Origin of the sequence: Pseudomonas sp. NFACC39-1 (assembly GCF_900110355.1) — a bacterium.
Lineage (GTDB): Bacteria > Pseudomonadota > Gammaproteobacteria > Pseudomonadales > Pseudomonadaceae > Aquipseudomonas > Aquipseudomonas tehranensis.
This window is the reverse complement of the sequence record NZ_FODL01000004.1, coordinates 421,413-445,154: the sequence shown is the minus strand read 5'-3', so window position 1 is coordinate 445,154 and position 23,742 is coordinate 421,413. Positions and strand designations below refer to the sequence as shown.

Annotated in this window: 27 protein-coding genes; 2 read left to right on the top strand and 25 right to left on the bottom strand. The window is 61.0% G+C overall.

Annotation, left to right across the window (positions count from 1 at the left end; genetic code table 11):
- Positions 1 to 2 precede the first annotated feature (2 nt).
- The 5 genes from ccmE to ccmA form a co-directional block, all read right to left on the bottom strand.
- Positions 3 to 458: a cytochrome c maturation protein CcmE gene (gene ccmE / locus BMY45_RS11465; protein ID WP_092397577.1), complete on the bottom strand. Its 456-nt coding sequence runs from the start codon at positions 456 to 458 to the stop codon at positions 3 to 5.
- Positions 455 to 631, bottom strand: coding sequence for a heme exporter protein CcmD (gene ccmD, locus BMY45_RS11460; RefSeq protein WP_007939192.1), 177 nt, complete (start codon positions 629 to 631; stop codon positions 455 to 457). The genes ccmE and ccmD overlap by 4 nt, the downstream gene beginning before the upstream one ends.
- Positions 628 to 1,383 (bottom strand): heme ABC transporter permease, encoded by a 756-nt coding sequence (locus BMY45_RS11455; RefSeq protein WP_092397575.1) that lies wholly within the window; start codon positions 1,381 to 1,383, stop codon positions 628 to 630. The genes ccmD and BMY45_RS11455 overlap by 4 nt, the downstream gene beginning before the upstream one ends.
- Positions 1,384 to 1,477: 94 nt before the next feature.
- On the bottom strand, positions 1,478 to 2,146 hold the full coding sequence (gene ccmB, locus BMY45_RS11450; RefSeq protein ID WP_047226272.1) for a heme exporter protein CcmB: 669 nt from the start codon (positions 2,144 to 2,146) through the stop codon (positions 1,478 to 1,480).
- Positions 2,143 to 2,778, bottom strand: a complete 636-nt coding sequence (ccmA, locus tag BMY45_RS11445) for a cytochrome c biogenesis heme-transporting ATPase CcmA (protein WP_092397573.1) — start codon at positions 2,776 to 2,778, stop codon at positions 2,143 to 2,145. The genes ccmB and ccmA overlap by 4 nt, the downstream gene beginning before the upstream one ends.
- A 199-nt stretch (positions 2,779 to 2,977) precedes the next feature.
- Between ccmA and BMY45_RS11440 the strand changes: the two genes are divergently transcribed.
- Both BMY45_RS11440 and BMY45_RS11435 read left to right on the top strand, forming a co-directional pair.
- Positions 2,978 to 4,564: a flagellar hook-length control protein FliK gene (locus tag BMY45_RS11440; protein ID WP_092397571.1), complete on the top strand. Its 1,587-nt coding sequence runs from the start codon at positions 2,978 to 2,980 to the stop codon at positions 4,562 to 4,564.
- Positions 4,561 to 4,890 (top strand): EscU/YscU/HrcU family type III secretion system export apparatus switch protein, encoded by a 330-nt coding sequence (locus tag BMY45_RS11435; protein WP_047226269.1) that lies wholly within the window; start codon positions 4,561 to 4,563, stop codon positions 4,888 to 4,890. The genes BMY45_RS11440 and BMY45_RS11435 overlap by 4 nt, the downstream gene beginning before the upstream one ends.
- Before the next feature lie 168 nt (positions 4,891 to 5,058).
- Here the strand turns inward: BMY45_RS11435 and BMY45_RS11430 are convergent, their stop codons facing one another.
- The 20 genes from BMY45_RS11430 to fliN all read right to left on the bottom strand — a co-directional run bounded on the left by BMY45_RS11430 (position 5,059) and on the right by fliN (position 23,728).
- Positions 5,059 to 5,454, bottom strand: coding sequence for a DUF2802 domain-containing protein (locus BMY45_RS11430; RefSeq protein WP_047226268.1), 396 nt, complete (start codon positions 5,452 to 5,454; stop codon positions 5,059 to 5,061).
- A gap of 1 nt (position 5,455) precedes the next feature.
- On the bottom strand, positions 5,456 to 5,941 hold the full coding sequence (locus tag BMY45_RS11425; protein WP_024778681.1) for a chemotaxis protein CheW: 486 nt from the start codon (positions 5,939 to 5,941) through the stop codon (positions 5,456 to 5,458).
- A gap of 72 nt (positions 5,942 to 6,013) precedes the next feature.
- Positions 6,014 to 6,886 carry a CheW domain-containing protein gene (locus BMY45_RS11420; protein WP_092397569.1) on the bottom strand — a complete coding sequence of 291 codons (873 nt, stop codon included), beginning with the start codon at positions 6,884 to 6,886 and terminating at the stop codon, positions 6,014 to 6,016.
- 96 nt (positions 6,887 to 6,982) lie between these two features.
- Positions 6,983 to 7,774: a ParA family protein gene (locus tag BMY45_RS11415; protein WP_047226266.1), complete on the bottom strand. Its 792-nt coding sequence runs from the start codon at positions 7,772 to 7,774 to the stop codon at positions 6,983 to 6,985.
- Between the two features lie 49 nt (positions 7,775 to 7,823).
- Positions 7,824 to 8,708, bottom strand: a complete 885-nt coding sequence (gene motD / locus BMY45_RS11410; RefSeq protein WP_047226265.1) for a flagellar motor protein MotD — start codon at positions 8,706 to 8,708, stop codon at positions 7,824 to 7,826.
- 15 nt (positions 8,709 to 8,723) lie between these two features.
- The gene (locus BMY45_RS11405) at positions 8,724 to 9,464 is read right to left on the bottom strand and encodes a flagellar motor protein (protein WP_018606553.1); all 741 of its coding nucleotides are present in this window, start codon (positions 9,462 to 9,464) and stop codon (positions 8,724 to 8,726) included.
- Positions 9,464 to 10,588, bottom strand: a complete 1,125-nt coding sequence (locus BMY45_RS11400; protein WP_092397567.1) for a protein-glutamate methylesterase/protein-glutamine glutaminase — start codon at positions 10,586 to 10,588, stop codon at positions 9,464 to 9,466. Before BMY45_RS11400 ends, BMY45_RS11405 begins: the two co-directional genes overlap by 1 nt.
- A gap of 48 nt (positions 10,589 to 10,636) precedes the next feature.
- Entirely contained in the window at positions 10,637 to 12,904 is a 2,268-nt protein-coding gene (locus tag BMY45_RS11395; RefSeq protein WP_092397565.1) for a chemotaxis protein CheA, read from the bottom strand.
- Between the two features lie 293 nt (positions 12,905 to 13,197).
- Positions 13,198 to 13,983 carry a protein phosphatase CheZ gene (locus BMY45_RS11390; RefSeq protein ID WP_092397563.1) on the bottom strand — a complete coding sequence of 262 codons (786 nt, stop codon included), beginning with the start codon at positions 13,981 to 13,983 and terminating at the stop codon, positions 13,198 to 13,200.
- 18 nt (positions 13,984 to 14,001) lie between these two features.
- Positions 14,002 to 14,373, bottom strand: coding sequence for a chemotaxis response regulator CheY (locus tag BMY45_RS11385; protein ID WP_003183998.1), 372 nt, complete (start codon positions 14,371 to 14,373; stop codon positions 14,002 to 14,004).
- A 166-nt stretch (positions 14,374 to 14,539) separates the two neighbouring features.
- Complete coding sequence (gene fliA / locus BMY45_RS11380) at positions 14,540 to 15,283, bottom strand: RNA polymerase sigma factor FliA (protein WP_003184000.1); 744 nt, start codon at positions 15,281 to 15,283, stop codon at positions 14,540 to 14,542.
- A complete protein-coding gene (gene fleN, locus BMY45_RS11375) occupies positions 15,280 to 16,110 on the bottom strand; it encodes a flagellar synthesis regulator FleN (RefSeq protein ID WP_003184001.1) in 831 nt (276 codons plus the stop codon). The genes fliA and fleN overlap by 4 nt, the downstream gene beginning before the upstream one ends.
- A gap of 116 nt (positions 16,111 to 16,226) precedes the next feature.
- Positions 16,227 to 17,576 (bottom strand): flagellar biosynthesis GTPase FlhF, encoded by a 1,350-nt coding sequence (gene flhF / locus BMY45_RS11370; protein ID WP_092397561.1) that lies wholly within the window; start codon positions 17,574 to 17,576, stop codon positions 16,227 to 16,229.
- Between the two features lie 11 nt (positions 17,577 to 17,587).
- Positions 17,588 to 19,717 (bottom strand): flagellar biosynthesis protein FlhA, encoded by a 2,130-nt coding sequence (flhA, locus tag BMY45_RS11365; RefSeq protein WP_092397765.1) that lies wholly within the window; start codon positions 19,715 to 19,717, stop codon positions 17,588 to 17,590.
- A gap of 144 nt (positions 19,718 to 19,861) precedes the next feature.
- A complete protein-coding gene (gene flhB, locus BMY45_RS11360; RefSeq protein WP_092397559.1) occupies positions 19,862 to 20,998 on the bottom strand; it encodes a flagellar biosynthesis protein FlhB in 1,137 nt (378 codons plus the stop codon).
- A gap of 3 nt (positions 20,999 to 21,001) precedes the next feature.
- Complete coding sequence (fliR, locus tag BMY45_RS11355; protein WP_092397557.1) at positions 21,002 to 21,784, bottom strand: flagellar biosynthetic protein FliR; 783 nt, start codon at positions 21,782 to 21,784, stop codon at positions 21,002 to 21,004.
- Between the two features lie 4 nt (positions 21,785 to 21,788).
- Positions 21,789 to 22,058, bottom strand: coding sequence for a flagellar biosynthesis protein FliQ (gene fliQ, locus BMY45_RS11350; RefSeq protein ID WP_047226258.1), 270 nt, complete (start codon positions 22,056 to 22,058; stop codon positions 21,789 to 21,791).
- A gap of 24 nt (positions 22,059 to 22,082) precedes the next feature.
- Positions 22,083 to 22,832, bottom strand: coding sequence for a flagellar type III secretion system pore protein FliP (gene fliP / locus BMY45_RS11345; RefSeq protein ID WP_047226257.1), 750 nt, complete (start codon positions 22,830 to 22,832; stop codon positions 22,083 to 22,085).
- Entirely contained in the window at positions 22,832 to 23,269 is a 438-nt protein-coding gene (gene fliO / locus BMY45_RS11340) for a flagellar biosynthetic protein FliO (RefSeq protein WP_092397555.1), read from the bottom strand. Before fliO ends, fliP begins: the two co-directional genes overlap by 1 nt.
- Positions 23,270 to 23,728, bottom strand: coding sequence for a flagellar motor switch protein FliN (gene fliN, locus BMY45_RS11335; protein ID WP_047226255.1), 459 nt, complete (start codon positions 23,726 to 23,728; stop codon positions 23,270 to 23,272).
- Positions 23,729 to 23,742: the final 14 nt, after the last annotated feature.

Below are 23,742 nucleotides of genomic sequence, written 5' to 3'. Positions count from 1 at the left end.
GATCAACCCTCCTTCACGGGAGCGGGCGCCGACTGGCCGCTGTCTTTCAAAGCCTTGGTCACTTCCGGCGGCATGTATTTTTCGTCGTGCTTGGCCAGGACTTCATCGGCCACCACCACGCCTTCGGCATTGAGCTTGCCCAGGGCGACGATGCCCTGCCCTTCGCGAAACAGGTCGGGCAGGATGCCACGATAGGTGATGGTCACGGTCTTGTTGAAATCGGTGACGTTGAATTTCACGTCCAGCGAGTCCCCGGTACGCACCAGGGACCCCTCCTCCACCATGCCGCCGGCACGGATGCGCGTGTCTTGGGGCGCTTCGCCGTTGGCAATCTGGGTCGGGGTGTAAAACAGGTTGATGTTCTGTTGCAAGGCGCTCAGGGCCAGGCCGACCGCAGCGCCGACACCCACCAGGAGGGCAAGAATGATGACAAGACGTTTTTTGCGCAGCGGATTCACTGACCGTTCTCCCGGCGCAGACGACGCGCCTCTTGTTGCAGATACCGCTTGCGGGCCAGGATCGGCGCCGCCACGTTGAGGGCCAGCACCGCCAGGCAGATGCCATAGGCTGACCAGACATACAGGCCGTGATGGCCCATGGCGAGAAAATCGCCGAATGACGCAAAACTCATCGAGCGGCCTCCAGGCTGTTCTGTACTTCGGCCTTCACCCAACTGGCCCGGGACTCGCGCTTGAGCACTTCCAGGCGCATGCGCATTAACAGCACAGCGCCGAAGAAACAGTAGAAACCCAGCGCTGTGAGCAACAGCGGCAGCCACATCTCCACCGGCATCGCCGGTTTTTCGGTGAGGGTGAAGGTCGCGCCCTGGTGCAAGGTGTTCCACCACTCCACCGAGTACTTGATGATCGGGATGTTGATCACGCCGACAATCGCCAGCACCGCACAAGCCTTGGCGGCGCTGTCACGATTGCTGATGGCGTTGCCCAGCGCAATAAGACCGAAGTACAGAAACAGCAGGATCAGCATCGACGTCAGTCGGGCATCCCAGACCCACCATGAGCCCCAGGTCGGTTTGCCCCAGATCGCGCCGGTGACCAGCGCTACGGCGGTCATCCAGGCACCGATGGGGGCGGCGCATTGCAGGGCCACGTCCGCCAGTTTCATTTTCCACACCAGCCCGACCACACCGCACACCGCCAGCATCACGTAGATGGACTGGGCCAACAGCGCCGTGGGCACGTGAATGTAGATGATGCGAAAGCTGTTGCCCTGCTGGTAGTCCGGCGGGGCGAAGGCCAGGCCCCAGACTCCGCCAATGCCCATCAGCAGCACTGCCAGGAGGCTCAACCAGGGCAACAGTTTGCCGCTGATGCCGTAGAACCACTTGGGTGAGCCGAGCTTATGAAACCAGGTCCAGTTCATTGCTGTTTTCCATCACGGTTGCGGCACGCTATCACGGGCCGCCAGTCTGCCTTTACTTCAGAAGAAGTGGTCAGTTTTCGACCAGGCGTCATTATTATTCGCCGACGCTGATTTTCAGGCCAGCGGCTATTGCAAAGGGTGTCAGGGTTATCGCCAGGGCGGTCAGGCTCCCAAGCCACAGCAGATAACCGGTTGCCGGCATGCCTTGCAGCGCGGCTTGCAAGGCCCCACTACCGAGGATCAACACCGGGATATACAGCGGCAGGATCAGCAGCGCCAGCAACAGGCCACCGCGCTTCAACCCCACCGTCAATGCCGCGCCGACTGCGCCGAGCAGGCTCAACACCGGCGTGCCCAGCAACAGCGACACCAACAATACCGGCATGCAGGCAGCGGGCAAGCCCAGCATCATTGCCAGCAACGGCGAGAGCAGGACCAGCGCCAGGCCGGAAAAAACCCAGTGTGCCAGTACCTTGGCCAAAACCAGAAGGGCCAGGGGGTGCGACGAAAGGACCCACTGCTCCAGGGATCCGTCCTCGAAATCACTGCGGAAAAGCCCGTCCAGCGAGAGCAGGACCGATAAAAGGGCCGCCACCCAGACCAGCCCCGGCGACAAGGTTTGCAACAATTGAGTCCCGGGACCGACCGCCAGCGGGAACAGTGCGATGACTATCGCGAAGAACACCAGCGGATTGGCCAGTTCGGCCGGACGGCGGAACAACAGGCGCGCCTCGCGGGCAAGCAGCAGGCCAAACACACTCATACAGCCCAGTTCCCAAGATCGATGTTGCGATAACCGGATGGCATCCGCGCCAATGTGTGGTGGGTGGTCAACAGCACCATGCCCCCCCTCTCGCAGTGCCCGGCCAGGTGCTCCTCGAGCTGCGCCACGCCCTGCTTGTCCAGAGCGGTGAACGGCTCGTCGAGAATCCATAGCGGCGGGCTGTCGAGATATAACCGGGCCAGGGCCACGCGGCGCTGCTGGCCGGCGGACAGGGTGTGGCACGGCACGTCTTCGAAGCCGCGCAGGCCCACCGTCGCCAGCGCCTGCCAGATCGCCTCGCGCCCGGCCGGTCGATGCAGCGCGCAGAGCCAACTGAGGTTTTCTTCAGGCGTCAGCAAATCCTTGATGCCGGCGGCATGGCCGATCCAGAGCAGGTTGCGGGCCAGTTCGCTGCGCTGGCTGTGCAACGGCTGGCCATTGAGCAGCACCTGGCCGGCGGTGGGCTGCATCAACCCGGCCAACAGGCGCAACAGGCTGGTCTTGCCACTGCCGTTAGGGCCGCTGATCTGCACCATATCGCCATGCGAGAGTCTCAATTCGAGATTCTCGAAAAGCAGCCGCAAATCTCGCTCACAGGCGAGGCCGACGGTTTGCAGGAGAGGACTGGTCAAGGGATAGCGGGCCTTATACGGTTCAAGTCGGCCATGCAGCGGCCGTTAAAGAGGTGCAGCATAGATGCTTTGGTGGCCGGTTCCACAGAGCTGCGTCAAACAATTGCAAGGTTTTCGCCACTCCCTGAAAGACCGGCGGCATTATACATGTCATGCCCCAGGGGGCGTGCTCAATTAGCTTCCCAAGGTAAGACCGCAGATGACAGGCGACATGAACATACCGCCGCTGCCTCAGGCCTCGGCAACCACCCGTATGCCGGCGGTCACGGGCGAGCTGCTCAAATTGCTGACGCCGGTCGAAGGCCTGATCGGTGCGGGCCAGACCGCCAAGGCCGAGGTGTTGTCGCTCAAGCAGGCGGAGCAGACCTTCCAGCTGTTGCTCAAGGTCACCCTGGAAAGCGGTCGCCAAACCACCGTGCAAGCCACCAGCACCCAGCCATTGCCCCAAGGCACCAGCCTGGCGGTGACGCAGCCATCCGCCAGCAACCTGGCGATTACCGTGCAGCAGGCCATCGCCTCCAGCGTCGCCACCCTGACCCGTATCGACACGGCACAGATGCCGGTCGGCACTCTACTGCAAGGCAAGGTGCTCACCAGCCAGGCGTTGCCGCAGTTGCCGGGACAACCGGCGGTTTACCGGTCGCTGGTGAGCCTGCTCAACACGGCCCAGGCTGGCAGAACCCTGGACATCGACAGCCCGCGACCGCTGCGCATCGGCACGCTGTTGAGTGCTCAGGTACAAGATGCCCAGACCTTGAAATTTGTCCCCTTGAGCAACCGCCAGGAACAACTGGCGGTCAGCCAGCAACTGGTCACGCAGATGAGCCGCCAGGGCTCGCTGGACAACTTGGTCACCGCGCTGCAGAACACCGCGCTGCAAAAGCTTCCGGCCAGCGACGACACCGGCACCGAGCTGCGCGCCGCGGTGACACGGCTGTTGGCGGGCCTGCCGGACATCCAGCAACTGAGTACACCCAAGGGTCTGGCCCAGGCCATGGCCGCCAGCGGCGCGTTCCTGGAAAGCAAACTGCTGGCCGGGCAAGTACCGAGCCTGGCGCCAGACATGAAGGGCGATCTGCTGAAACTGATCGCCCAACTGACCCCGGCCCTGCCCGCCTCCACCAACCTCGCTGCCATCATTGCCGCCAACACGTTGGCCCAGGCGCTCCCCAGCTTCGTGCGTAACGCCCTGGGAACCCTCGGCCAGGTCAGCGTCAAGCCGCAACCCACCAGTTTCCCCCTGCCCTCACGCCTGTTGAAAGGCCAGGACGATGAAGGCGACCTGGAGCAGCTGCTGCGCCTGGCCGCCGCCGCCGTGTCGCGCCTGCAAACCCATCAGTTGTCGAGCCTGGAACAGACGGGCCTGACCGACGATGGTCGGCTGATGAGCACTTGGCAGCTGGAAATCCCCATGCGCAACCTGCAGGACATCGTGCCGCTGCAGGTCAAGTTCCAGCGCGAGGAAACCCCGCCCCGGGAGCAGCCACAGGAACGCCGTGAAGAACGCGAACCGAAACAGCAGCTCTGGCGGGTCGAGCTGGCGTTCGACATGGAGCCATTGGGGCCGCTGCAGATTCAGGCCCAGTTGCTCAGCGGCAGCCTGTCGAGCCAGCTATGGGCTGAGCGGCCATACACCGCCAGCCTGATCGAAAGCAATCTGACCGCGCTGCGTGAACGCCTGGTGACCTGTGGCCTGAATGTGGCCGACCTGGATTGCCACCTCGGCACCCCGCCCCAAGGCCCCAAGACTCGACTGGAACAACGCTGGGTGGACGAAACCGCATGACAACCGACACCGCACCACGCCAGGCCATCGCCCTCAAATACGACGGCCTCCACGCACCGACCCTCACCGCCAAGGGCGACGAAGCCCTGGCCGAGGAAATCCTGCGGATCGCCCGGGAAAGCGAAGTGCCGATTTATGAAAATGCTGAGTTGGTGAAGCTATTGGCCCGAATGGAATTGGGCGACAGCATTCCGGAAGAGTTGTATCGCACGATTGCCGAGATCATCGCGTTTGCCTGGAATTTGAAAGGCAAATTCCCCCAGGGCTATGACCCGAACGCGCCAAGTGTCGAGAAGGATGTGACCGATCGCGGCGACGATTACTGATCTCAAATCCAGCAAAGGGCCGCTCTTGTGGCGAGGGAGCTTGCTCCCGCTCGGTTGCGCAGCAACCGCAAAAAGATGGGGCCGCTACGCAGCCCAGCGGGAGCAAGCTCCCTCGCCACAGAGGTTGTGTGTGTGGGCTGGTTAACGCCAGAAAACCTTTGGGAGCGCTTAGCCGCCCTTATGCAACTTGCTCATCAACTCCGCCTCGGCCTGGGTCAAACCGCAGGCCTGGGTCAGTTCGTCGACGCTGGCGCCCATGCCCACCAGGCGGGCGGCCTGGGCGAAGGACAGGCTGGAGGGGTCGCGCTGCTCCAGTTGGGCCAGTTTGTCCGGCAACGGTGCGACCACGGCACGTAGCTCATGCAAGGCTTCGCCCATGCGCACGGTGCCGTTCTGGTAATCGTCGACGCGTTTGGCCAGGTCCCGGATGCGTTGATCACGCAACGCATCGCCCTGGGCCTGCTGAGCGGCGATCTGCCGCTGACCGCGTATGTACGCGACAAACATCGCCAGCGTGCCTGCCCAGAACAGGAACAGGACAATGACTGCTACCTCAAGAATCAAATCAGATACTCTCCAGTTCCGACCATTCCTCTTCGCTCATCATCTTCTCCAGCTCGACCAGGATCAGCAACTCGTTGTTCTTGTTGCACACGCCCTGGATGAACTTGGCCGACTCTTCGTTACCGACGTTAGGTGCGGTTTCGATCTCCGACTGACGCAAGTAAACCACTTCAGCGACGCTGTCGACGAGGATGCCGACCACTTGCTTGTCGGCCTCGATGATCACGATACGGGTGTTGTCGTTGACCTCGGTGGAGTTCAGGCCAAACCGCTGGCGAGTGTCGATCACCGTGACCACGTTACCGCGCAGGTTGATGATGCCCAGCACGTAGCTTGGCGCACCGGGTACCGGGGCGATCTCGGTATAGCGCAGCACTTCCTGAACGCGCATCACGTTGATGCCGTAGGTTTCGTTATCGAGTTTGAAGGTTACCCATTGCAAAATCGGATCTTCGGAACCCTTGAGAGACGACGCCTTATCATTCATACCCTGACCCCTCGAAAAACCGCCTGTGGCGGTGTGTGTTCTGCCCCGTGACGCTGTGCGTCACCGGTTGTCTTATTTCGGTTTCTGGACCGGCTTGGTGCCGCCCAGGTGTTTTGCCCCGCCGCTGGCAATCAGCTCAGCCAGCTCGGATACGTCCAGCAAGGCGCACATATGCTCGATCACTGTACCGGCCAGCCATGGCCGTTGCCCTCGATGGCTGCGCCACTTGATCTCGTTCGGGTCCAGGCGCAGCGAGCGACTGACCTGATGCACCGCCAAACCCCATTCATACCCTTGCACCGAAATCACGTATTGCAGGCCCTGGCGAAAATCATCGCGATAACGGTCCGGCATCACCCAGCGCGCGGTATCCAGCACCTTCAGGTTGCCGGCCTGGCTCGGCAGGATCCCGAGGAACCATTCCGGCTGACCGAACAACGGCGTCAATTCCTGCCCGGCCAGGGAATATATCGATCCCAGGCATACCAGCGGCACCGCCAGGGTCAACCCGGCCACATCGAACAACAAACACTCGAACGGCTCGGCGGCCCAGGCCGGACGGTCGTCGGTCGGCACCGGCGGCGGTGGGCTGCTCGGTGGCAGATGGACTTCCACCACCGGCGTCACCAGGCCCTGCAGCAACGGTGCAACGGTCGAGACCGGCGCCAGGATCGGCGCAGGCGCTTCCATCACTGCCACCTGAGGCTTGATGAACGGAGCCTCGACTGCCGCGGCAATCACTGTTTTGTGTGCATCACGGGCCTGCTCTTCGAGCACGGCCGCCTGAAATTCATCCAGTCCACCTTCGGCTTCGACGGTCTCGGGCAACGCCTCGATCATGCTCGGCTGCGGTGGCAGTTCTTCGGTTGCTTCCTGCAACAGCCCATCCAGATAAGACTGCAGGGCCAATTGCGGACGCGAGGTTGTCTTTATCGGGCGGCTCATGGGAACAGTGCGCCACTTGAAAAGGTTATCGGCATGTATGCGCCAGGACTTGAGCGCTCACAATCGAGTGCAATGCCTTTGGTAAGCCTCTTCACCTTAAGCCACCTGCTGCGAAACGAGCTGCTGGGCCAGCAGGTGCTTGAGCAGCGCCCGGTAGGCCAGCACGCCGCGGCTCTTGCCATCGAATTGCGAAGGGGTCACACCGGCACGGCTGGCGTCACGCAAACGCGTGTCGACCGGAATGTAGCCTTGCCAGATGTCATCCGGGTACATGTCCCGCAGCACGCGCAGGGTGCCCAGGGACGCCTGGGTGCGACGATCAAACAGGGTCGGTACGATGTTGAAGGCCAACGATTGCTTGCGCGAGCGATTGATCATCGCCAGGGTATTGACCATGCGCTCCAGGCCCTTGACGGCCAGGTGCTCGGTCTGCACCGGGATAACCAGTTGCTGGCTGGCCGCCAGGGCGTTGACCATCAGCACGCCAAGCAGCGGCGGGCTGTCGATGATCGCGTAATCGAAATCCTGCCACAGTTGCGCCAGACTCTTGGCGATCACCAGGCCCAGACCGCTTTGTCCCGGCGACTGCCGTTCCAGGGTCGCCAGGGCGGTGCTGGATGGCAACAGGGAAATACGCTCATCGCTGGTGGACAGCAGCAACTGCCCCGGCAAGCCTTCGGGCACCCCGCCCTTGTGCAGGAACAGGTCGTAGTTGCTGTGCTCCAGACTGTCGGGATCGTAACCAAAGTAGCTGGTCATCGAGCCGTGGGGGTCCAGATCGACCATGACCACGCGCTTGCCCGCCTCGGCCAGCAATCCGGCTAAAGCGATGGAAGATGTGGTTTTACCCACACCACCTTTTTGATTGGCGACTGCCCAGACTCTCATTCGGATTGTTCCTCCCGGCCGATACAGGCTCGACCGAGAAATAGCTCGGTTATAAAGCGGGTGACGGAGAATTGACGGCGCTCTGTCTTCCCGGCGACTTGGGCTGGGTCGGTGCAGTTTGTGTGCCAGCACGCTTCAATGCCGCATCCGGTGTTGCATGGGCCGTGCCGGTCCCGGTCAGGCTACGGCGCACCTCAAGGTTGCGCGACACCACCAGCACCACTCTCCGGTTGCGCGCACGCCCCTCGGCGGTGGCATTGTTGGCCACCGGCTGGAATTCACCATAGCCCACCGACGCCAGCCGGCCGGGGTTTACGCCCTGCATGGCGAGCATGCGCACGATGCTCGCCGAACGCGCCGATGACAGTTCCCAGTTGGTCGGGTACTGCGCAGTGCGAATCGGCTGATCGTCGGTGAAGCCTTCTACGTGGATCGGGTTGTCGAAAGGCCTGAGGATAGCGGCCACTTTGTCGATGATGTTGAACGCCATATCACTGGGCATGGCGTCGCCGCTGCCAAACAACAGGCTGGAATTGAGTTCGATCTCAACCCACAACTCGTTGCCGCGCACGGTCATCTGATTGGAACTGATCAGATCGCCAAACGCCGCGCTGATGTCATCGGCAATGCTTTTCAACGGATCGCTGCCGCCAGCGATACCGGCATCGACCTGCTCGGAGTCCCTGACCAGCGGTTTGGCCGGCGTGGTGGTCTTGGGCCGCTCATCACCAATGGGGATGGGCTTGAGGGCGCGGTCGGAGTCGGTAAACACGCCGATCAGCGCCTCGGAAATCACCTTGTACTTGCCCTCGTTGACCGACGAGATCGAATACATGACCACGAAGAAGGCGAACAACAGTGTGATGAAGTCGGCATAGGAAACGAGCCAGCGTTCATGGTTGACGTGTTCTTCACGATGCCTGCGACGTGCCATTTTCCATGTCTCCCATCAGTCCATAAAGCCCTGAAGCTTTAACTCAATGGAACGAGGGTTTTCACCTTCGGCGATCGACAGGATCCCTTCCAGCAACATTTCGCGATAACGCGACTGGCGCAACGCGATGGACTTGAGCTTGGCGGCGATCGGCAGCAGCACCAGGTTGGCACTGGCCACACCATAAATGGTCGCGACGAAGGCCACAGCGATGCCGCTGCCCAGTTGCGACGGATCGGCCAGGTTGCCCATCACGTGGATCAGGCCCATTACCGCACCGATGATGCCGATGGTCGGTGCATAGCCACCCATGCTTTCAAAGACTTTGGCCGCTTCGATGTCACGGCTTTCCTGCGTGTAGAAATCCACTTCCAGGATGCTGCGGATGGCTTCCGGCTCAGCGCCGTCCACCAGCAGTTGCAGGCCTTTGCGGGAGTAGTTGTCGGGTTCGGCATCGGCCACCCCTTCCAGGCCCAGCAAGCCTTCCTTGCGGGCGGTCAGGCTCCAGTTCACCACGCGGTCGATGCCACCGGCGAGGTCGACTCGCGGCGGGAACAGAATCCAGATGAGCACCTGCATGGCGCGCTTGAAGGCGCTCATGGGGGACTGCAACAGCGCCGCGCCCACGGTGCCGCCGATCACGATCAACGCCGCCGGGCCGTTGGCCAAGGCCCCCAGGTGACCGCCTTCCAGGTAATTGCCACCGATAATGGCGACGAACGCCATGATGATGCCGATCAGGCTGAGCACATCCATTACAGGCACGCCTCGACCAAGTGTCTACCAATGTCGTCCAGCCCGTACACCGCGTCGGCCAGATCCGCTTTGACAATCGCCATCGGCATGCCATAGATCACGCAACTGGCTTCATCCTGGGCCCAAATGGCGCTGCCGCCCTGCTTGAGCAGGCGTGCGCCTTCGCGACCGTCGGCGCCCATGCCGGTGAGCACCACCGCCAGAACTTTGTCGCCGTAGGATTTAGCTGCGGAGCCGAAAGTGATGTCCACGCACGGTTTGTAATTGAGGCGCTCATCGCCGGGCAGGATTTTCACCGCGCCGCGACCATCGATCATCATCTGTTTGCCGCCCGGCGCCAGCAGCGCCAGGCCCGGACGCAGGATGTCGCCATCCTCGGCCTCCTTGACGCTGATACGACACAGCTTGTCGAGGCGCTCGGCGAACGCCTTGGTAAAGGCTGCGGGCATATGCTGGATCAGCACGATCGGCGCCGGAAAGTTGGCCGGCAACTGGGTCAGAACCCGCTGCAACGCCACCGGGCCGCCGGTGGACGTACCAATAGCGACCAGTTTGTAGGCTTTGCGCTTGGGGGCCGGCGACGATGACGTACTGGCTGGCGCGGAACGAGTTGGCACTGGGGCCGGGGCACTGCGCGCAGGGGCCGGGTTGAAGCTGCCCGACGAAGCTGGGGCTGGCGCCGGTGCAGGCGTTGGCGCAGGTGTGCTATAGGCTCCAACACGCCGGTTGCTGCGGGAAATACTGTGGACCTTCTCGCAGAGCAACTGCCGAACCTTGTCAGGGTTGCGCGAAATGTCTTCGAAATTTTTCGGCAGGAAATCCACTGCCCCGGCGTCCAGCGCATCGAGGGTCACCCGCGCGCCTTCATGGGTCAGGGAGGAGAACATCAATACGGGGGTCGGGCAGCGCTGCATGATATGCCGCACCGCCGTGATGCCATCCATCATCGGCATCTCGTAGTCCATGGTGATCACGTCCGGCTTGAGCGCCAGCGCCTGATCGATTGCCTCTTTGCCGTTGGTCGCCGTACCGACGACCTGAATACTCGGGTCCGCCGAGAGAATTTCCGAGACGCGGCGGCGGAAAAAACCCGAATCGTCCACCACCAGGACTTTAACTACCATAAACACTCCGTTAGACAAGACGCGGCTGCAGGCCGCGCCCCTCCAGAATCAAATACGCCGTGCGGCGTAACGCTTGAGCATGCTTGGCACATCGAGAATCAACGCGATGCGGCCGTCGCCGGTGATGGTGGCGCCGGACATGCCCGGGGTGCCCTGGAGCATCTTGCCTAGCGGCTTGATGACCACTTCTTCCTGACCCACCAACTGATCGACGACGAAGCCAATCCGCTGGGTGCCCACCGAAAGGATCACCACATGGCCCTCGCCCTGCTCGACATGAGCGGCGGAGCTGACCAGCCAGCGCTTGAGGTAGAACAGCGGCAGTGCCTTGTCCCGCACGATCACCACTTCCTGGCCGTCCACCACGTTGGTGCGCGACAGGTCGAGGTGGAAGATCTCGTTGACATTGACCAGCGGGAAGGCGAATGCCTGGTTGCCCAGCATCACCATCAGGGTCGGCATGATCGCCAGGGTCAGCGGGACCTTGATGACGATTTTCGAGCCCTGGCCCTTGGTCGAGTAGATGTTGATCGAACCGTTGAGCTGGGAAATCTTGGTTTTCACCACGTCCATGCCCACGCCACGGCCCGACACGTCGGAAATCTCGGTCTTGGTCGAGAACCCCGGGGCGAAGATCAGGTTGTAGCACTCGGTGTCGCTCAGGCGGTCGGCGGCGTCCTTGTCCATCACACCGCGCTTCACCGCGATGGAGCGCAGCACGTTCGGGTCCATGCCTTTGCCGTCGTCGGAGATCGACAGCAGGATGTGGTCGCCTTCCTGCTCGGCGGCCAACACCACCTTGCCGCTGCGGGGCTTGCCTGACTCTTCGCGCTCTTGCGGCGACTCGATACCGTGGTCGACCGCGTTGCGCACCAAGTGGACCAGCGGGTCGGCCAGCGCCTCGACCAGGTTCTTGTCCAGGTCGGTCTCTTCGCCCACCAGTTCCAGGTTGATTTCTTTCTTGAGCTGGCGTGCCAGGTCGCGAACCAGGCGCGGGAAGCGCCCGAAGACTTTCTTGATCGGCTGCATCCGGGTCTTCATGACCGCCGTCTGCAAGTCAGCCGTGACCACGTCCAGGTTCGACACGGCCTTGGCCATGGCTTCGTCCTGGCTGTTGAGGCCCAGACGCACCAGGCGGTTACGCACCAGCACCAGTTCGCCGACCATGTTCATGATCTCGTCCAGGCGAGCGGTGTCGACCCGTACAGTCGTCTCGGCTTCGCTGGCTGGCTTATCCGCCGGCGCGGCCGCCGGTGCACGGGCTGGCGCCGGGGCGGCCGCAGCGGCAGGCTTGGGCGTCTCAGCCTTCGGTTCCGGTGCCTTGGCGGCGGGTTTGGCCGCGGCCTTCTCCGCTGGCGCAGCCGCTGTGGTGGTGGCGGCAGGCGCAGTGGCTGCTGAGGCGGTGCCGACTTCGCTGAACTTGCCCTTGCCGTGCAGTTCGTCGAGCAGTGATTCGAACTCGTGATCGCTGATCAGGTCGCTGCCCGCTGCGGCGGCGGCAGGCTTGGCTGGGGTCGGCGCCGAAGCGATGGCCGAATCCAGTGCGTCCACGGCAAAGTTGCCCTTGCCGTGCAACTGATCGAGCAAAGCCTCGAACTCATCGTCGGTAATATCGGAGTTGTCGCCCGCTGCTTTCGGGGCGGCCGGGGCACTCGGGGGGACGACTGCATCCACGGCGAACTGGCCCTTGCCGTGAAGCTGATCGAGCAGCGACTCGAACTCGGCGTCGGTGATTTCATCGCTGGTGGCGGCATCGGCGGCCGGCGCAGCCGGGGCAGCAGGCGCCGCCGGAGCCTGGGCTTGGGCCTTGACGGCGTTCAGCGAGTCCAGCAGTTGTTCGAATTCGTTATCGGTGATGTCGCCTGATTCCTCGGCGACCGGTTCCTCAACCACTGGCGCGGCTACCGGTGCAGCCTCGTCAGCCGACTGCGGCTCGGCCAGGCGCGACAGCGCGGCGAGCAACTCAGGCGTAGCAGCGGTGATCGGTGAGCGCTCGCGCACTTCACTGAACATGCTGTTGACCGCATCCAGCGCTTCGAGCACCACGTCCATCAATTCCGAGTCAACGCGACGCTCACCCTTGCGCAGGATGTCGAACACGTTCTCGGCAATGTGACAGCACTCCACCAGCTCATTGAGCTGGAGGAAGCCGGCGCCTCCTTTTACAGTGTGGAAACCGCGAAAAATTGCATTGAGCAGATCCGCATCATCCGGTCGGCTTTCCAGCTCGACCAGTTGTTCGGAAAGTTGCTCTAGAATCTCGCCGGCCTCAACCAGGAAATCCTGAAGGATCTCTTCATCGGCGCCGAAGCTCATTAATGGCTGCTCCTAAAACAGGTAGGTCGTGATGACGGTTAATGCCGGATCGCGTTGGAGCTGTGAGCGTGCCAGGCAAGGCGCGAGACGCCGGTAAGGGTTGTTTCCTTACCAAGTCTCGCAACGCGGCATGGCGCGCTCACAGCTCCAACCCTTCGGGCCGCGCCCCACAAGGCGCAATCCGTCGTTACTCGTCGTTCATTTGGAAAGACCAAACCACACTCCTCGTGCCTAGTCTTGCGTCTTGTGGGGCGCGGCGCGACCGGCATTAACCGTCATCACGACCTACCAACTCAGAATCCAAGGCTGGACAGCAAATCGTCCACATCGTCCTGACCGGACATAACGTCTTCTCTTTTATCGGCATGAATCTGCGGACCTTCACCCTGAGAGAGATGTTTTTGTGGATCTTTTTCAGCAAGTATCGCTTCACGGTCGTGTTCGATGCCTGCAAAGCGGTCGACCTGGCTGGCCATCAACACCAGTTTGAGCAGGTTGCTTTCCACTTCGGTGACCAGTTGGGTTACCCGTTTGATCACCTGGCCGGTCAGGTCTTGATAGTCCTGAGCCAGCAGAATGTCGTTGAGGTTGCTCGCCACGGCACGGTTCTCGGTGCTGCTGCGCGTCAGGAAACCGTCAACCCGACGGGCCAGGTCCCGAAACTCCTCAGCGCCGACTTCACGCCGCATGAAACGGCCCCAGTCGGTGCTCAAGGCCTGGGCTTCATCGCTCAGGCCATTGACCAGCGGCGTTGCGCTCTCCACCAGGTCCATGGTGCGGTTGGCCGCGGCCTCGGTCAGCTTGACCACATAACCCAGACGCTCGGTCGCATCAGTGATCTGCGAGACCTCCTCGGCCTGCGGCATGTTCGGATCGATCTGAAAATTGACAATCGCGCTGTGCAGTTCACGCGTGAGCTTGCCCACTTCCTGATACAGACCGCGGTCACGGGTCTGGTTGAGCTCATGGATCATTTGAACCGCATCGCCAAAGCGGCCTTTTTCAAGGCTGTCGACCAGTTCGCGGGCATGTTTTTTCAGGGTCGATTCGAAATCACCCATTGAAGATTCGTTATCCATAGCTCCCCCGTGGCGCCGTTAACCGATGCGTTCGAAGATTTTTTCGATCTTCTCTTTCAACGCCTGGGCCGTGAAGGGTTTGACCACGTAGCCGTTCACACCGGCCTGGGCCGCTTCGATGATCTGCTCGCGCTTGGCTTCGGCAGTGACCATCAGCACCGGAAGGTGCTTGAGTTTTTCGTCGGCGCGCACATGGCGCAGCAAGTCGATACCGGTCATGCCAGGCATGTTCCAGTCAGTCACCAGAAAGTCGATGCTTCCGCTGTTGAGAACCGGAATGGCAGTGGTGCCATCGTCGGCCTCGACCGTGTTGGTGAACCCAAGGTCACGCAACAGGTTTTTTATGATCCGCCGCATCGTTGAGAAGTCATCAACGATGAGGATTTTCATGTTCTTGTCCAATTCGACCTCCAAGCAGTCTTAAACGCGCCCAGCACCTGAACGCGCCATTTCAATCATTCCGGCACAACACTCGACAACGGTCTGGAGGACAACGGAGAAAGACTGGCTCAGCGCATACCAGGCCAGACTCGTTCGCAGTGTCCCCACACTGCTGTCAGCGCGCTCGCCACTCCCCCAAACGCCCCCGCAAACGGGCCGCGCACTGGCTGTGTAACTGGCTGACCCGCGATTCGCTGACCCCCAGGACCTCACCGATTTCCTTGAGGTTCAGCTCTTCGTCGTAGTACAGCGCCAAGACCAGTCGCTCACGCTCCGGCAAATTGGCAATCGCATCCGCCAGCGCGCTCTGGAAACGTTCATCTTCCAGGTCACGCGATGGCTCCATGTGAGCACTCGCGCCGTCCTCGTGCAGCCCTTCGTGTTCGCCGTCCTGCAACAGGTCGTCGAAACTGAACAGGCGACTGCCCAAGGTATCGTTCAAAATCCCGTAATAATCGTCGAGACTCAATTGGAGTTCGGCCGCAACCTCATGATCTTTAGCGTCACGCCCGGTTTTAGCTTCAATGGCGCGAATGGCGTCACTGACCATGCGGGTATTGCGGTGCACCGAACGCGGTGCCCAGTCGCCCTTGCGGACTTCGTCGAGCATCGCTCCGCGGATGCGAATACCGGCATAGGTCTCAAAGCTGGCGCCCTTGCTCGCGTCGTATTTGTTCGAGACTTCGAGCAGGCCGATCATGCCCGCCTGGATCAAGTCCTCGACCTGGACACTGGCCGGCAACCGCGCCAGCAAGTGATAGGCGATACGCTTGACCAGAGGCGCATAACGCTCAATCAATTCGTACTGGGCGTCCCGTGCCGATTTTTTGTAGAGATGGTTGTAACCGCTGGCTGTCATAGCACGGGCCCTGCTGTTTGTTGCACGAGACGCTCGACGAAAAACTCCAGATGCCCGCGAGGGTTGGCCGGCAATGGCCAGGTATCAACCTTCTGGGCAATAGCCTTGAACGCCAGTGCGCATTTGGAACGGGGGAAAGCTTCATAAACCGCACGTTGCTTCTGGACGGCTTTACGTACGCTTTCGTCGTAGGGCACTGCGCCGACGTATTGTAGGGCGACGTCCAGGAAGCGATCCGTGACCTTTGTCAACTTGGCGAACAGGTTGCGTCCTTCCTGCGGGCTCTGGGCCATGTTGGCCAGGACGCGGAAGCGGTTCATGCCGTAGTCACGGTTCAGTAATTTGATCAGGGCATAGGCGTCGGTGATGGACGTCGGTTCATCGCAGACCACCAGCAACACTTCCTGGGCAGCGCGTACGAAACTGACGACCGAATCACCGATACCGGCAGCCGTGTCGATCACCAGCACATCGAGGTTGTCACCGATGTCGCTGAAAGCCTGGATCAGACCCGCGTGTTGAGCCGGAGTCAGATGAACCATGCTCTGGGTGCCCGAGGCAGCCGGCACGATGCGAATCCCGCCGGGCCCCTGCAGCAGCACGTCACGCAGTTCGCAGCGCCCCTCTATCACGTCCGCCAGCGTGCGCTTGGGAGTGAGCCCCAACAGCACATCGACGTTCGCCAGGCCCAGGTCGGCGTCCAGCAGCATGACCCGTCGGCCAAGCTCTGCCAGAGCCAGGGACAAGTTCACTGACACGTTAGTCTTGCCGACGCCACCTTTGCCGCCGGTCACCGCGATCACCTGTACGGGATGCATGCTGCCCATGTTCGTTCTTTACCTTGTCTTACTTAGACGGAGGCCACATTACTGGCTGCGCGTTCACATTCGGAACAATGCATGGCAGACCATCGATGTAGGTACAAAAAATATTCATGATTACCTCAGCCGACCTGCTTGGTCGGGCTGTGGTAGATGTCAGCGAACATATCAGCCATGGCTTCTTCGCTGGGTTCTTCCTGCATTTGCACACTCACGGCACGACTGACCAGTTGATGACGGCGCGGCAGATGTAAATCATCCGGGATCCGCGGCCCGTCGGTCAGGTAGGCCACCGGTAAATCATGACCGATCGCCAGGCTCAACACCTCGCCCAGGCTTGCCGTTTCGTCCAGCTTAGTCAGGATGCAACCGGCCAGTCCGCAGCGTTTGTAGCTGTGGTATGCGGCGGTTAGAACCTGTTTCTGGCTGGTGGTTGCCAACACGAGATAATTTTTTGACCGGATACCACGCCCGGCCAGGCTTTCAAGCTGCATGCGCAGGGCCGGATCGCTGGCTTGCAGGCCGGCGGTATCAATCAGCACGACCCGCTTGCGCAGCAGCGGCTCCAGCGCCTGGGCCAGGGACTGGCCCGGATCCACATGGGTCACCGACACATTGAGGATCCGACCCAAGGTCTTGAGTTGTTCCTGGGCACCGATACGGAAACTGTCCATGCTCACCAGGGCGATGCTCTGGGCGCCGTACTTGAGTACATAACGCGCCGCGAGCTTGGCCAGGGTGGTGGTCTTGCCCATGCCGGCCGGGCCGACCATGGCAATGACTCCGCCCTCTTCCAGCGGCTCGACTTCCGGGGTGGCGATCATCCGCGCCAGGTGCGCCAGCAACATGCGCCAGGCCTGACGGGGTTCTTCGATATCGTTGATCAGCGCCAGCAGGTCGCGGGACAACGGGCCGGACAAGCCGATGCGTTGCAGGCGACGCCACAGATTAGCCTGGGCCGGACGGTTGCCTTGCAACTGGTTCCAGGCCAGGGAGCCGAGCTGAACTTCCATCAGTTCACGCAGGCTGTTGAGTTCGAAGCGCATCGAGTCCAGGGCGCGCGGGTCGACGCCACCGCCTGACGCGGCCTGAACCGGTGCCGGACGACGCGGCTCGGCCTTGGCCTGCTCGACCAGCGGCTCGGCGGCGGTCAACGGCAGTCCGGCGGTCAGTGGCTGGCCGGCGAACAATTGACGATTAGTGCCCGCGCTGGCTTCGCCGTCGGTGCTGCGCAAGCTCAATTCGGCCTGAGCACTGGCGATGCGCGACTGGGTCTTGCGCAGCTCATCCTCGAGTTCCATGTTGGGAACCCGCGGGGCCAGCGCCGACAATTTGTAATCCAGAGCCGCCGTCAGCTCGACACCGCCGGCGATCCGACGGTTGCCGATGATGGCGGCTTCAGCGCCCAGCTCGTCACGAACCAGCTTCATGGCCTGACGCATATCGGCGGCGAAAAAACGCTTCACTTGCATAAACCACTACCTCAGCCGTTGGGCCCTACTGTCGCAACGATGGTCACTTGCTTGTTGTCCGGTATTTCCTGGTACGCCAGCACATGCAGCCCCGGAACCGCGAGGCGCCCGAACCGCGAGAGCATCGCGCGAATCGGACCGGCCACCAGCAGGATCACCGGTTGGCCTTGCATCTCCTGCCGCTGGGCTGCATCGATCAGCGAACGCTGCAGCTTCTCGGCCATGCTTGGCTCCAGCAGAACGCCCTCTTCCGAGCCTTGTCCTGCCTTCTGCAGACTATTGAGCAATATCTGTTCCAACCTTGGCTCCAACGTGATCACAGGCAGCTCCGACTCAGTGCCTACAATGCTTTGGACGATTGCGCGGGATACGCCAACCCGCACCGCAGCCACCAGAGCGGCGGTATCTTGACTCTTGGAAGCGTTGTTGGCGATCGCCTCGGCAATGCTGCGAATGTCGCGCACGGGCACCTGCTCGGCCAACAGCGCCTGCAACACCTTGAGCAATTGCGACAACGAAACCACACCGGGCACCAGCTCTTCGGCCAGCTTTGGCGAGCCTTTGGCCAGCACTTGCAGCAATTGCTGGACTTCTTCGTGGCCGATCAGCTCACTGGAGTGCTTGTACAGAATCTGGTTCAAGTGGGTCGCAACCACGGTACTGGCGTCCACCACGGTATAGCCAAGGGACTGGGCCTGGGCCCGCTGGCTGATTTCGATCCACACCGCTTCCAGGCCAAAAGCCGGATCCTTGGCGGTAATGCCGTTGAGCGAACCGTAGACCTGCCCTGGGTTGATCGCCAGTTCACGGTCCGGGTAGATCTCGGCTTCGGCCAGAATCACGCCCATCAGCGTCAAGCGATAGGCACTGGGCGCCAGATCGAGGTTGTCGCGAATATGGACGGTGGGCATCAGAAACCCTAGGTCCTGGGACAGCTTCTTGCGCACGCCCTTGATCCGCGCGAGCAATTGACCACCCTGATTGCGGTCCACCAAGGGGATCAGACGGTAACCGACTTCCAGGCCGATCATGTCGATTGGCGTCACGTCGTCCCAGCCCAGCTCCTTGGTTTCCATGGCGCGAGCCGGCGATGGCAGCAGTTCCTGCTGACGCTTGACCTCTTGCAGGGCCTGGACCTTTTGCACGTTCTGCTTCTTCCAGAACAGGTAGGCAGCCCCCGCCGCCAGGGCGGCCATGCTCAGAAAGGAGAAATGCGGCATCCCGGGGACCAGGCCCATCACGGCCATCAGCCCGGCTGCAACGGCCAATGCTTTGGGCGACGCAAACATCTGCCGGCCGATCTGCTTGCCCATGTCTTCGGAGCCGGACGCACGGGTCACCATGATCGCGGCGGCTGTGGATAACAACAGTGATGGCAATTGCGCCACCAAACCGTCACCAATGGTTAACAGGGCGTAAACCTTGCCGGCCTCGCCGAAAGTCATGCTGTGCTGGAAAATACCGACAGCCATGCCACCGATCAGGTTGATAAAGAGGATCAGCAGACCGGCGATGGCGTCACCGCGCACGAATTTGCTGGCACCGTCCATGGAGCCGTAGAACTCGGCTTCCTGAGCCACTTCCAGGCGACGGGCCTTGGCCTGGCCCTGGTCGATCAGGCCGGCGTTGAGATCAGCGTCGATTGCCATTTGCTTGCCGGGCATTGCATCGAGGGTGAAACGCGCGCTCACCTCGGAAATCCGCCCGGCACCCTTGGTTACCACCACGAAGTTGATGATCATCAAAATGGCAAAGACGACGATACCCACCACGTAGTTGCCGCCAATCACCACCTCACCAAAGGCCTGGATCACCTTGCCAGCGGCATCATGACCGTCATGACCGTGGATCATCACCACCCGGGTGGACGCCACGTTAAGGGCCAGACGCATCAGCGTCGCCACCAGCAGAATGGTCGGGAACACTGCAAAATCCAGTGGCCGCAATGCGTACACACACACCAGCAGTACAACGATGGACAAAGCGATGTTGAACGTGAAGAACACGTCCAGCAGAAACGGTGGCACCGGCAGCATCATCATGGCGAGCATGACCAGCAGCAACAACGGCACGCCCAGATTACCCCGGCTGAGGTCGGCTACGTTGCTGCGTGCGGTGCTGAATAACTGAGAGCGATCCACCAATAATCCCCGTGCCTGTGAAGCAAACTTTTGACGCCCGAAACGGGCGCAGACGGGGTATTGCAAGAAGCCTTCCAACTTTCGTCGGAGGCTGAAATAGAGGCGCTAGCCAAGGCGCTGAATGCCATCGAGTGGGAGCCCGAGTCAGGAGTCGCGGCGCAAATCCGGTGGAATCGGCAAATCCTTGAGCGGCTCGGGGCGCTTGCCCTTGCCGGCGCGGTGTTGACGGATCTGATAGACGTAAGCCAGCACCTGGGCCACGGCCAGGTACAGGCCGCCAGGAATTTCCTGGTCGAGTTCAGTGGAGTAGTAAATCGACCGCGCCAAAGCCGGGGATTCAAGCAGCATCACTTCGTTGGCTACGGCGATCTCACGAATTTTCAGCGCCAGGAAATCACTGCCCTTGGCCAGCAACACCGGGGCATTGCCTTTATCGGGGTCATACTTGAGCGCCACGGCATAGTGGGTCGGGTTGGTGATGACCACGTCGGCGTCCGGGATCGCCGCCATCATCCGGCGCTGGGACACTTCACGCTGCAACTGGCGAATCCGTTGCTTGACCTCCGGTTTGCCCTCCTGGTCCTTGTGCTCGTCGCGGATCTCCTGCTTGGTCATCAGCAACTTCTGCTTGCTCTGATACAGCTGGATCGGCACGTCGATGGCAGCAATCAGAATCAAGCCGCAAGCCATCCACAATGTACTCCAGCCCACCAACTGCACGCTGTGGATGATCGCCTGCTCCAAGGGTTCATGGGCGATGCGCAGCAAGTCGTCGATATCAGCCTGCAGTACCGTCAGCGCTACGAACAGGATCAGGAGGAACTTGCCGAGCGCCTTGAGCAGTTCAATCAGCGCCGTGCTGGAAAACATTCGCTTGAGGCCGTTAGCCGGGTTCATCCGACTGAACTTGGGGGCCAGGCTCTTGCCGGCAAACAGCCAACCTCCGAGGGAGATCGGACCAATAATGGCCGCCAGCAGGAGAAAGATCAGAACCGGTTGCACGGCCAGGATCGCGATCTTGCCGGAGTGCAGCAGGTATTGCCCCATGGCACCGGGACTGAGCAGTACCTCGCGGGGCAGGGAAAAATTCAGGCGCATGATTTCCAGCAGATCCAGGGCCAGCCCGCCGCCATAAATCAATAAGCCACCGGCCCCGGCCATCGTCACCGCCAGAGTGTTGAGCTCCTTGGAGCGCGCAATCTCACCTTTGTCCCGGGATTCTTTCTTGCGCTTCTCCGTGGGGTCTTCTGTCTTGTCCTGACCACTCTCGCTTTCGGCCATGGTTCAGCGCGCCTGTGCCATGTCGCGTAACAGCTGCAGGGCTTGGGTCGCCAACGGCTGGTACTGATTGAGAATATCCCCCAGGGTAATCCAGAAAATCACCATGCCAAGCACCAGGGTCAACGGAAACCCAATGGAGAAGATGTTGAGCTGCGGTGCCGCCCGGGTCATCACGCCAAACGCGATGTTGACCACCAACAACGCGGTGATCGCCGGCAATACCAACAGCATCGCGGCTCCCAGGACCCAACCGAGCCTGCCGGCGATCTCCCAGAAGTGATTGACCAGCAACACACTGCCCACCGGCAACGTGGTGAAGCTCTCGGTCAACACCTCAAACACCACCAAATGACCGTTCATGGAGAGAAACAGCAGCGTTACCAGCATCGTCAGAAACTGTCCGATCACCGCGGTGTTCACACCATTGGTGGGGTCGACCATGGAAGCAAAGGCCATACCCATCTGAATCGAAATAATTTGTCCGGCCACCACGAACGCCTGGAAAAACAGTTGCAACGAGAAGCCCATCAGGGCGCCGACGAGGATCTGCTCAGCCACCAGCATCAGCGCAGTGAGATCCAGGGCATTGACCGGCGGCATGGACGGAAGCCCTGGCGCAATGACCACCGTGATCGCCAGAGCGAAATACAGCCGTATACGGGTCGGCACAAGCGTCGTGCCAAAGACCGGCATGCTCATCAGCAGCGCGGTAACGCGAAACAGCGGCAGGATAAATGACGCCACCCAGGTACTGATCTGGGTATCCGTCAGTTCGAGCATCGACATCAGGTCAACCGATCAACTGCGGAATACTGCCGTAAAGCTGCAGGATGTATTCCATGAAGGTTTGCACCAGCCAGGGACCGGCGACGATCAACGTCACCAACATCACCAGCAGACGCGGCAGGAAGCTGAGGGTCTGTTCGTTGATCTGGGTCGCGGCTTGGAACATCGCCACCAGCAAGCCCACCAGCAGGCTGGGTATCACCAGCACGGCGACCATCATGGTCGTCAGCCAGAGCGCTTCGCGGAACAGGTCTACCGCTACTTCAGGCGTCATATTCTTGCTACCCGCACAAATGGCCTAAACACCGCCGAAACTGCCCGCCAGGGTGCCGATGATCAGGGCCCAGCCGTCCACGAGCACGAACAGCATGATCTTGAACGGCAGGGAAATGATCAATGGCGACAACATCATCATACCCATGGCCATGAGCACACTGGCGACCACCAAGTCGATGATCAGGAACGGGATGAAAATCATGAAACCAATCTGGAACGCGGTCTTGAGCTCGGACGTCACGAACGCCGGCACCAGGATGGTCAGCGGCGCTTGATCCGGGCTGGCAATGTCAGTGCGCTTGGACAAGCGCATGAACAGTTCCAGGTCGCTGGTGCGGGTCTGGGCCAGCATGAAATCCTTGATCGGCACTTCAGCCTTGGCCACCGCGTCTTGGGCGGTGATGGTTTCCGCCAGATAGGGTTGCAGCGCATCCTGGTTCACCCGGTCGAAGACCGGTGCCATGATGAACATCGTCAAGAACAGCGCCATGCCGGTCAGAATCTGATTCGACGGCGTCTGCTGCAAGCCCAGGGCCTGGCGCAGGATCGAAAAGACGATAATGATCCGGGTGAAACTGGTCATCAGCATGACAAACGCCGGGATGAAACTCAGCGCGGTCATGATCAGCAGGATCTGCAGGCTGACCGAATACTCCTGAGCCCCTTCGGCGTTAGTGCCCAAGGTAATTGCCGGGATCGACAGCGGATCGGCGGCAAGCACCAACGGCGCGGCCAGCATCAGGACCACCGCCAACAGAATGCGCAACGGCATTACTTTTTATCCTTCTGATCTTTACCCAACAGTTCCATGAGACGCTGGGCAAACTCGGGGGTGGCCTGGTCGGTGGCAGGCACCTGCACCGGCTCCTTGAGAACATGCAATGCAGTGATAGTGCCTGGGCTAAGCCCCAGCAGAATCTGCTCGTTGCCAACCTGAACCAGCACCAGCCGATCCCGCGGGCCAAGCGCCCGGGAACCGACGATGTCGATGACCTGCCCCTTGCCGGCTGGCCCCGCCTGCTGCACGCGCCGCAGCAACCAGGCCAGGAAAAAGATCAACCCCAGCACCAACAGCAGACCGAGCACCAATTGCGCCAGTTGCCCAGCGATCCCGCTACTCGCCGCCGGTGCCGCAGCTACGGTGGCTACCGGCTCGGCTGCCAGCACGCTGAATGGCAGCATCAAGGCTGCGGCGAAAAAACCTTTCACTCAGCGCAGCTTCTTGATGCGTTCGCTCGGACTGATCACGTCCGTCAGGCGAATGCCGAACTTCTCGTTGACCACCACCACTTCGCCATGGGCGATCAACGTGCCGTTGACCAGCACATCCAGCGGCTCGCCAGCCAGGCGATCGAGCTCGATCACCGAGCCCTGGTTAAGCTGCAGCAGGTTGCGGATGTTGATGTCGGTGCTGCCCACTTCCATGGAAATCGACACTGGGATGTCGAGAATCACGTCCAGGTTCGGCCCGTCCAGCGTCACCTGTTCGTTGCTTCTAGGCACGCTGCCAAACTCTTCCATCGGCAGGCGGTTGGAGGCGTGAGCGCCAGTGTCGGCCGCCAGCAAAGCGTCAATGTCGGCCTGCCCGGCGTCGCCGGTTTCTTCCAGGGCTGCAGCCCACTCGTCGGCCAGCGCCTGGTCATCCTGGGTGTTCATATCGTCAGCCATCATTTGTCCTCGGC

What these genes read in the sequence shown, in the direction of transcription:
- ccmD (WP_007939192.1), bottom strand. Translation starts at nt 631, where the DNA reads ATGAGTTTTGCGTCATTCGGCGATTTTCTCGCCATGGGCCATCACGGC.
- BMY45_RS11455 (WP_092397575.1), bottom strand. Translation starts at nt 1,383, where the DNA reads ATGAACTGGACCTGGTTTCATAAGCTCGGCTCACCCAAGTGGTTCTAC.
- ccmB (WP_047226272.1), bottom strand. Translation starts at nt 2,146, where the DNA reads ATGAGTGTGTTTGGCCTGCTGCTTGCCCGCGAGGCGCGCCTGTTGTTC.
- BMY45_RS11440 (WP_092397571.1), top strand. Translation starts at nt 2,978, where the DNA reads ATGACAGGCGACATGAACATACCGCCGCTGCCTCAGGCCTCGGCAACC.
- BMY45_RS11435 (WP_047226269.1), top strand. Translation starts at nt 4,561, where the DNA reads ATGACAACCGACACCGCACCACGCCAGGCCATCGCCCTCAAATACGAC.
- BMY45_RS11425 (WP_024778681.1), bottom strand. Translation starts at nt 5,941, where the DNA reads ATGAATGATAAGGCGTCGTCTCTCAAGGGTTCCGAAGATCCGATTTTG.
- BMY45_RS11420 (WP_092397569.1), bottom strand. Translation starts at nt 6,886, where the DNA reads ATGAGCCGCCCGATAAAGACAACCTCGCGTCCGCAATTGGCCCTGCAG.
- BMY45_RS11415 (WP_047226266.1), bottom strand. Translation starts at nt 7,774, where the DNA reads ATGAGAGTCTGGGCAGTCGCCAATCAAAAAGGTGGTGTGGGTAAAACC.
- motD (WP_047226265.1), bottom strand. Translation starts at nt 8,708, where the DNA reads ATGGCACGTCGCAGGCATCGTGAAGAACACGTCAACCATGAACGCTGG.
- BMY45_RS11405 (WP_018606553.1), bottom strand. Translation starts at nt 9,464, where the DNA reads ATGGATGTGCTCAGCCTGATCGGCATCATCATGGCGTTCGTCGCCATT.
- BMY45_RS11400 (WP_092397567.1), bottom strand. Translation starts at nt 10,588, where the DNA reads ATGGTAGTTAAAGTCCTGGTGGTGGACGATTCGGGTTTTTTCCGCCGC.
- BMY45_RS11395 (WP_092397565.1), bottom strand. Translation starts at nt 12,904, where the DNA reads ATGAGCTTCGGCGCCGATGAAGAGATCCTTCAGGATTTCCTGGTTGAG.
- BMY45_RS11390 (WP_092397563.1), bottom strand. Translation starts at nt 13,983, where the DNA reads ATGGATAACGAATCTTCAATGGGTGATTTCGAATCGACCCTGAAAAAA.
- BMY45_RS11385 (WP_003183998.1), bottom strand. Translation starts at nt 14,373, where the DNA reads ATGAAAATCCTCATCGTTGATGACTTCTCAACGATGCGGCGGATCATA.
- fliA (WP_003184000.1), bottom strand. Translation starts at nt 15,283, where the DNA reads ATGACAGCCAGCGGTTACAACCATCTCTACAAAAAATCGGCACGGGAC.
- fleN (WP_003184001.1), bottom strand. Translation starts at nt 16,110, where the DNA reads ATGGGCAGCATGCATCCCGTACAGGTGATCGCGGTGACCGGCGGCAAA.
- flhF (WP_092397561.1), bottom strand. Translation starts at nt 17,576, where the DNA reads ATGCAAGTGAAGCGTTTTTTCGCCGCCGATATGCGTCAGGCCATGAAG.
- flhB (WP_092397559.1), bottom strand. Translation starts at nt 20,998, where the DNA reads ATGGCCGAAAGCGAGAGTGGTCAGGACAAGACAGAAGACCCCACGGAG.
- fliR (WP_092397557.1), bottom strand. Translation starts at nt 21,784, where the DNA reads ATGTCGATGCTCGAACTGACGGATACCCAGATCAGTACCTGGGTGGCG.
- fliQ (WP_047226258.1), bottom strand. Translation starts at nt 22,058, where the DNA reads ATGACGCCTGAAGTAGCGGTAGACCTGTTCCGCGAAGCGCTCTGGCTG.
- fliP (WP_047226257.1), bottom strand. Translation starts at nt 22,832, where the DNA reads ATGCCGTTGCGCATTCTGTTGGCGGTGGTCCTGATGCTGGCCGCGCCG.
- fliN (WP_047226255.1), bottom strand. Translation starts at nt 23,728, where the DNA reads ATGGCTGACGATATGAACACCCAGGATGACCAGGCGCTGGCCGACGAG.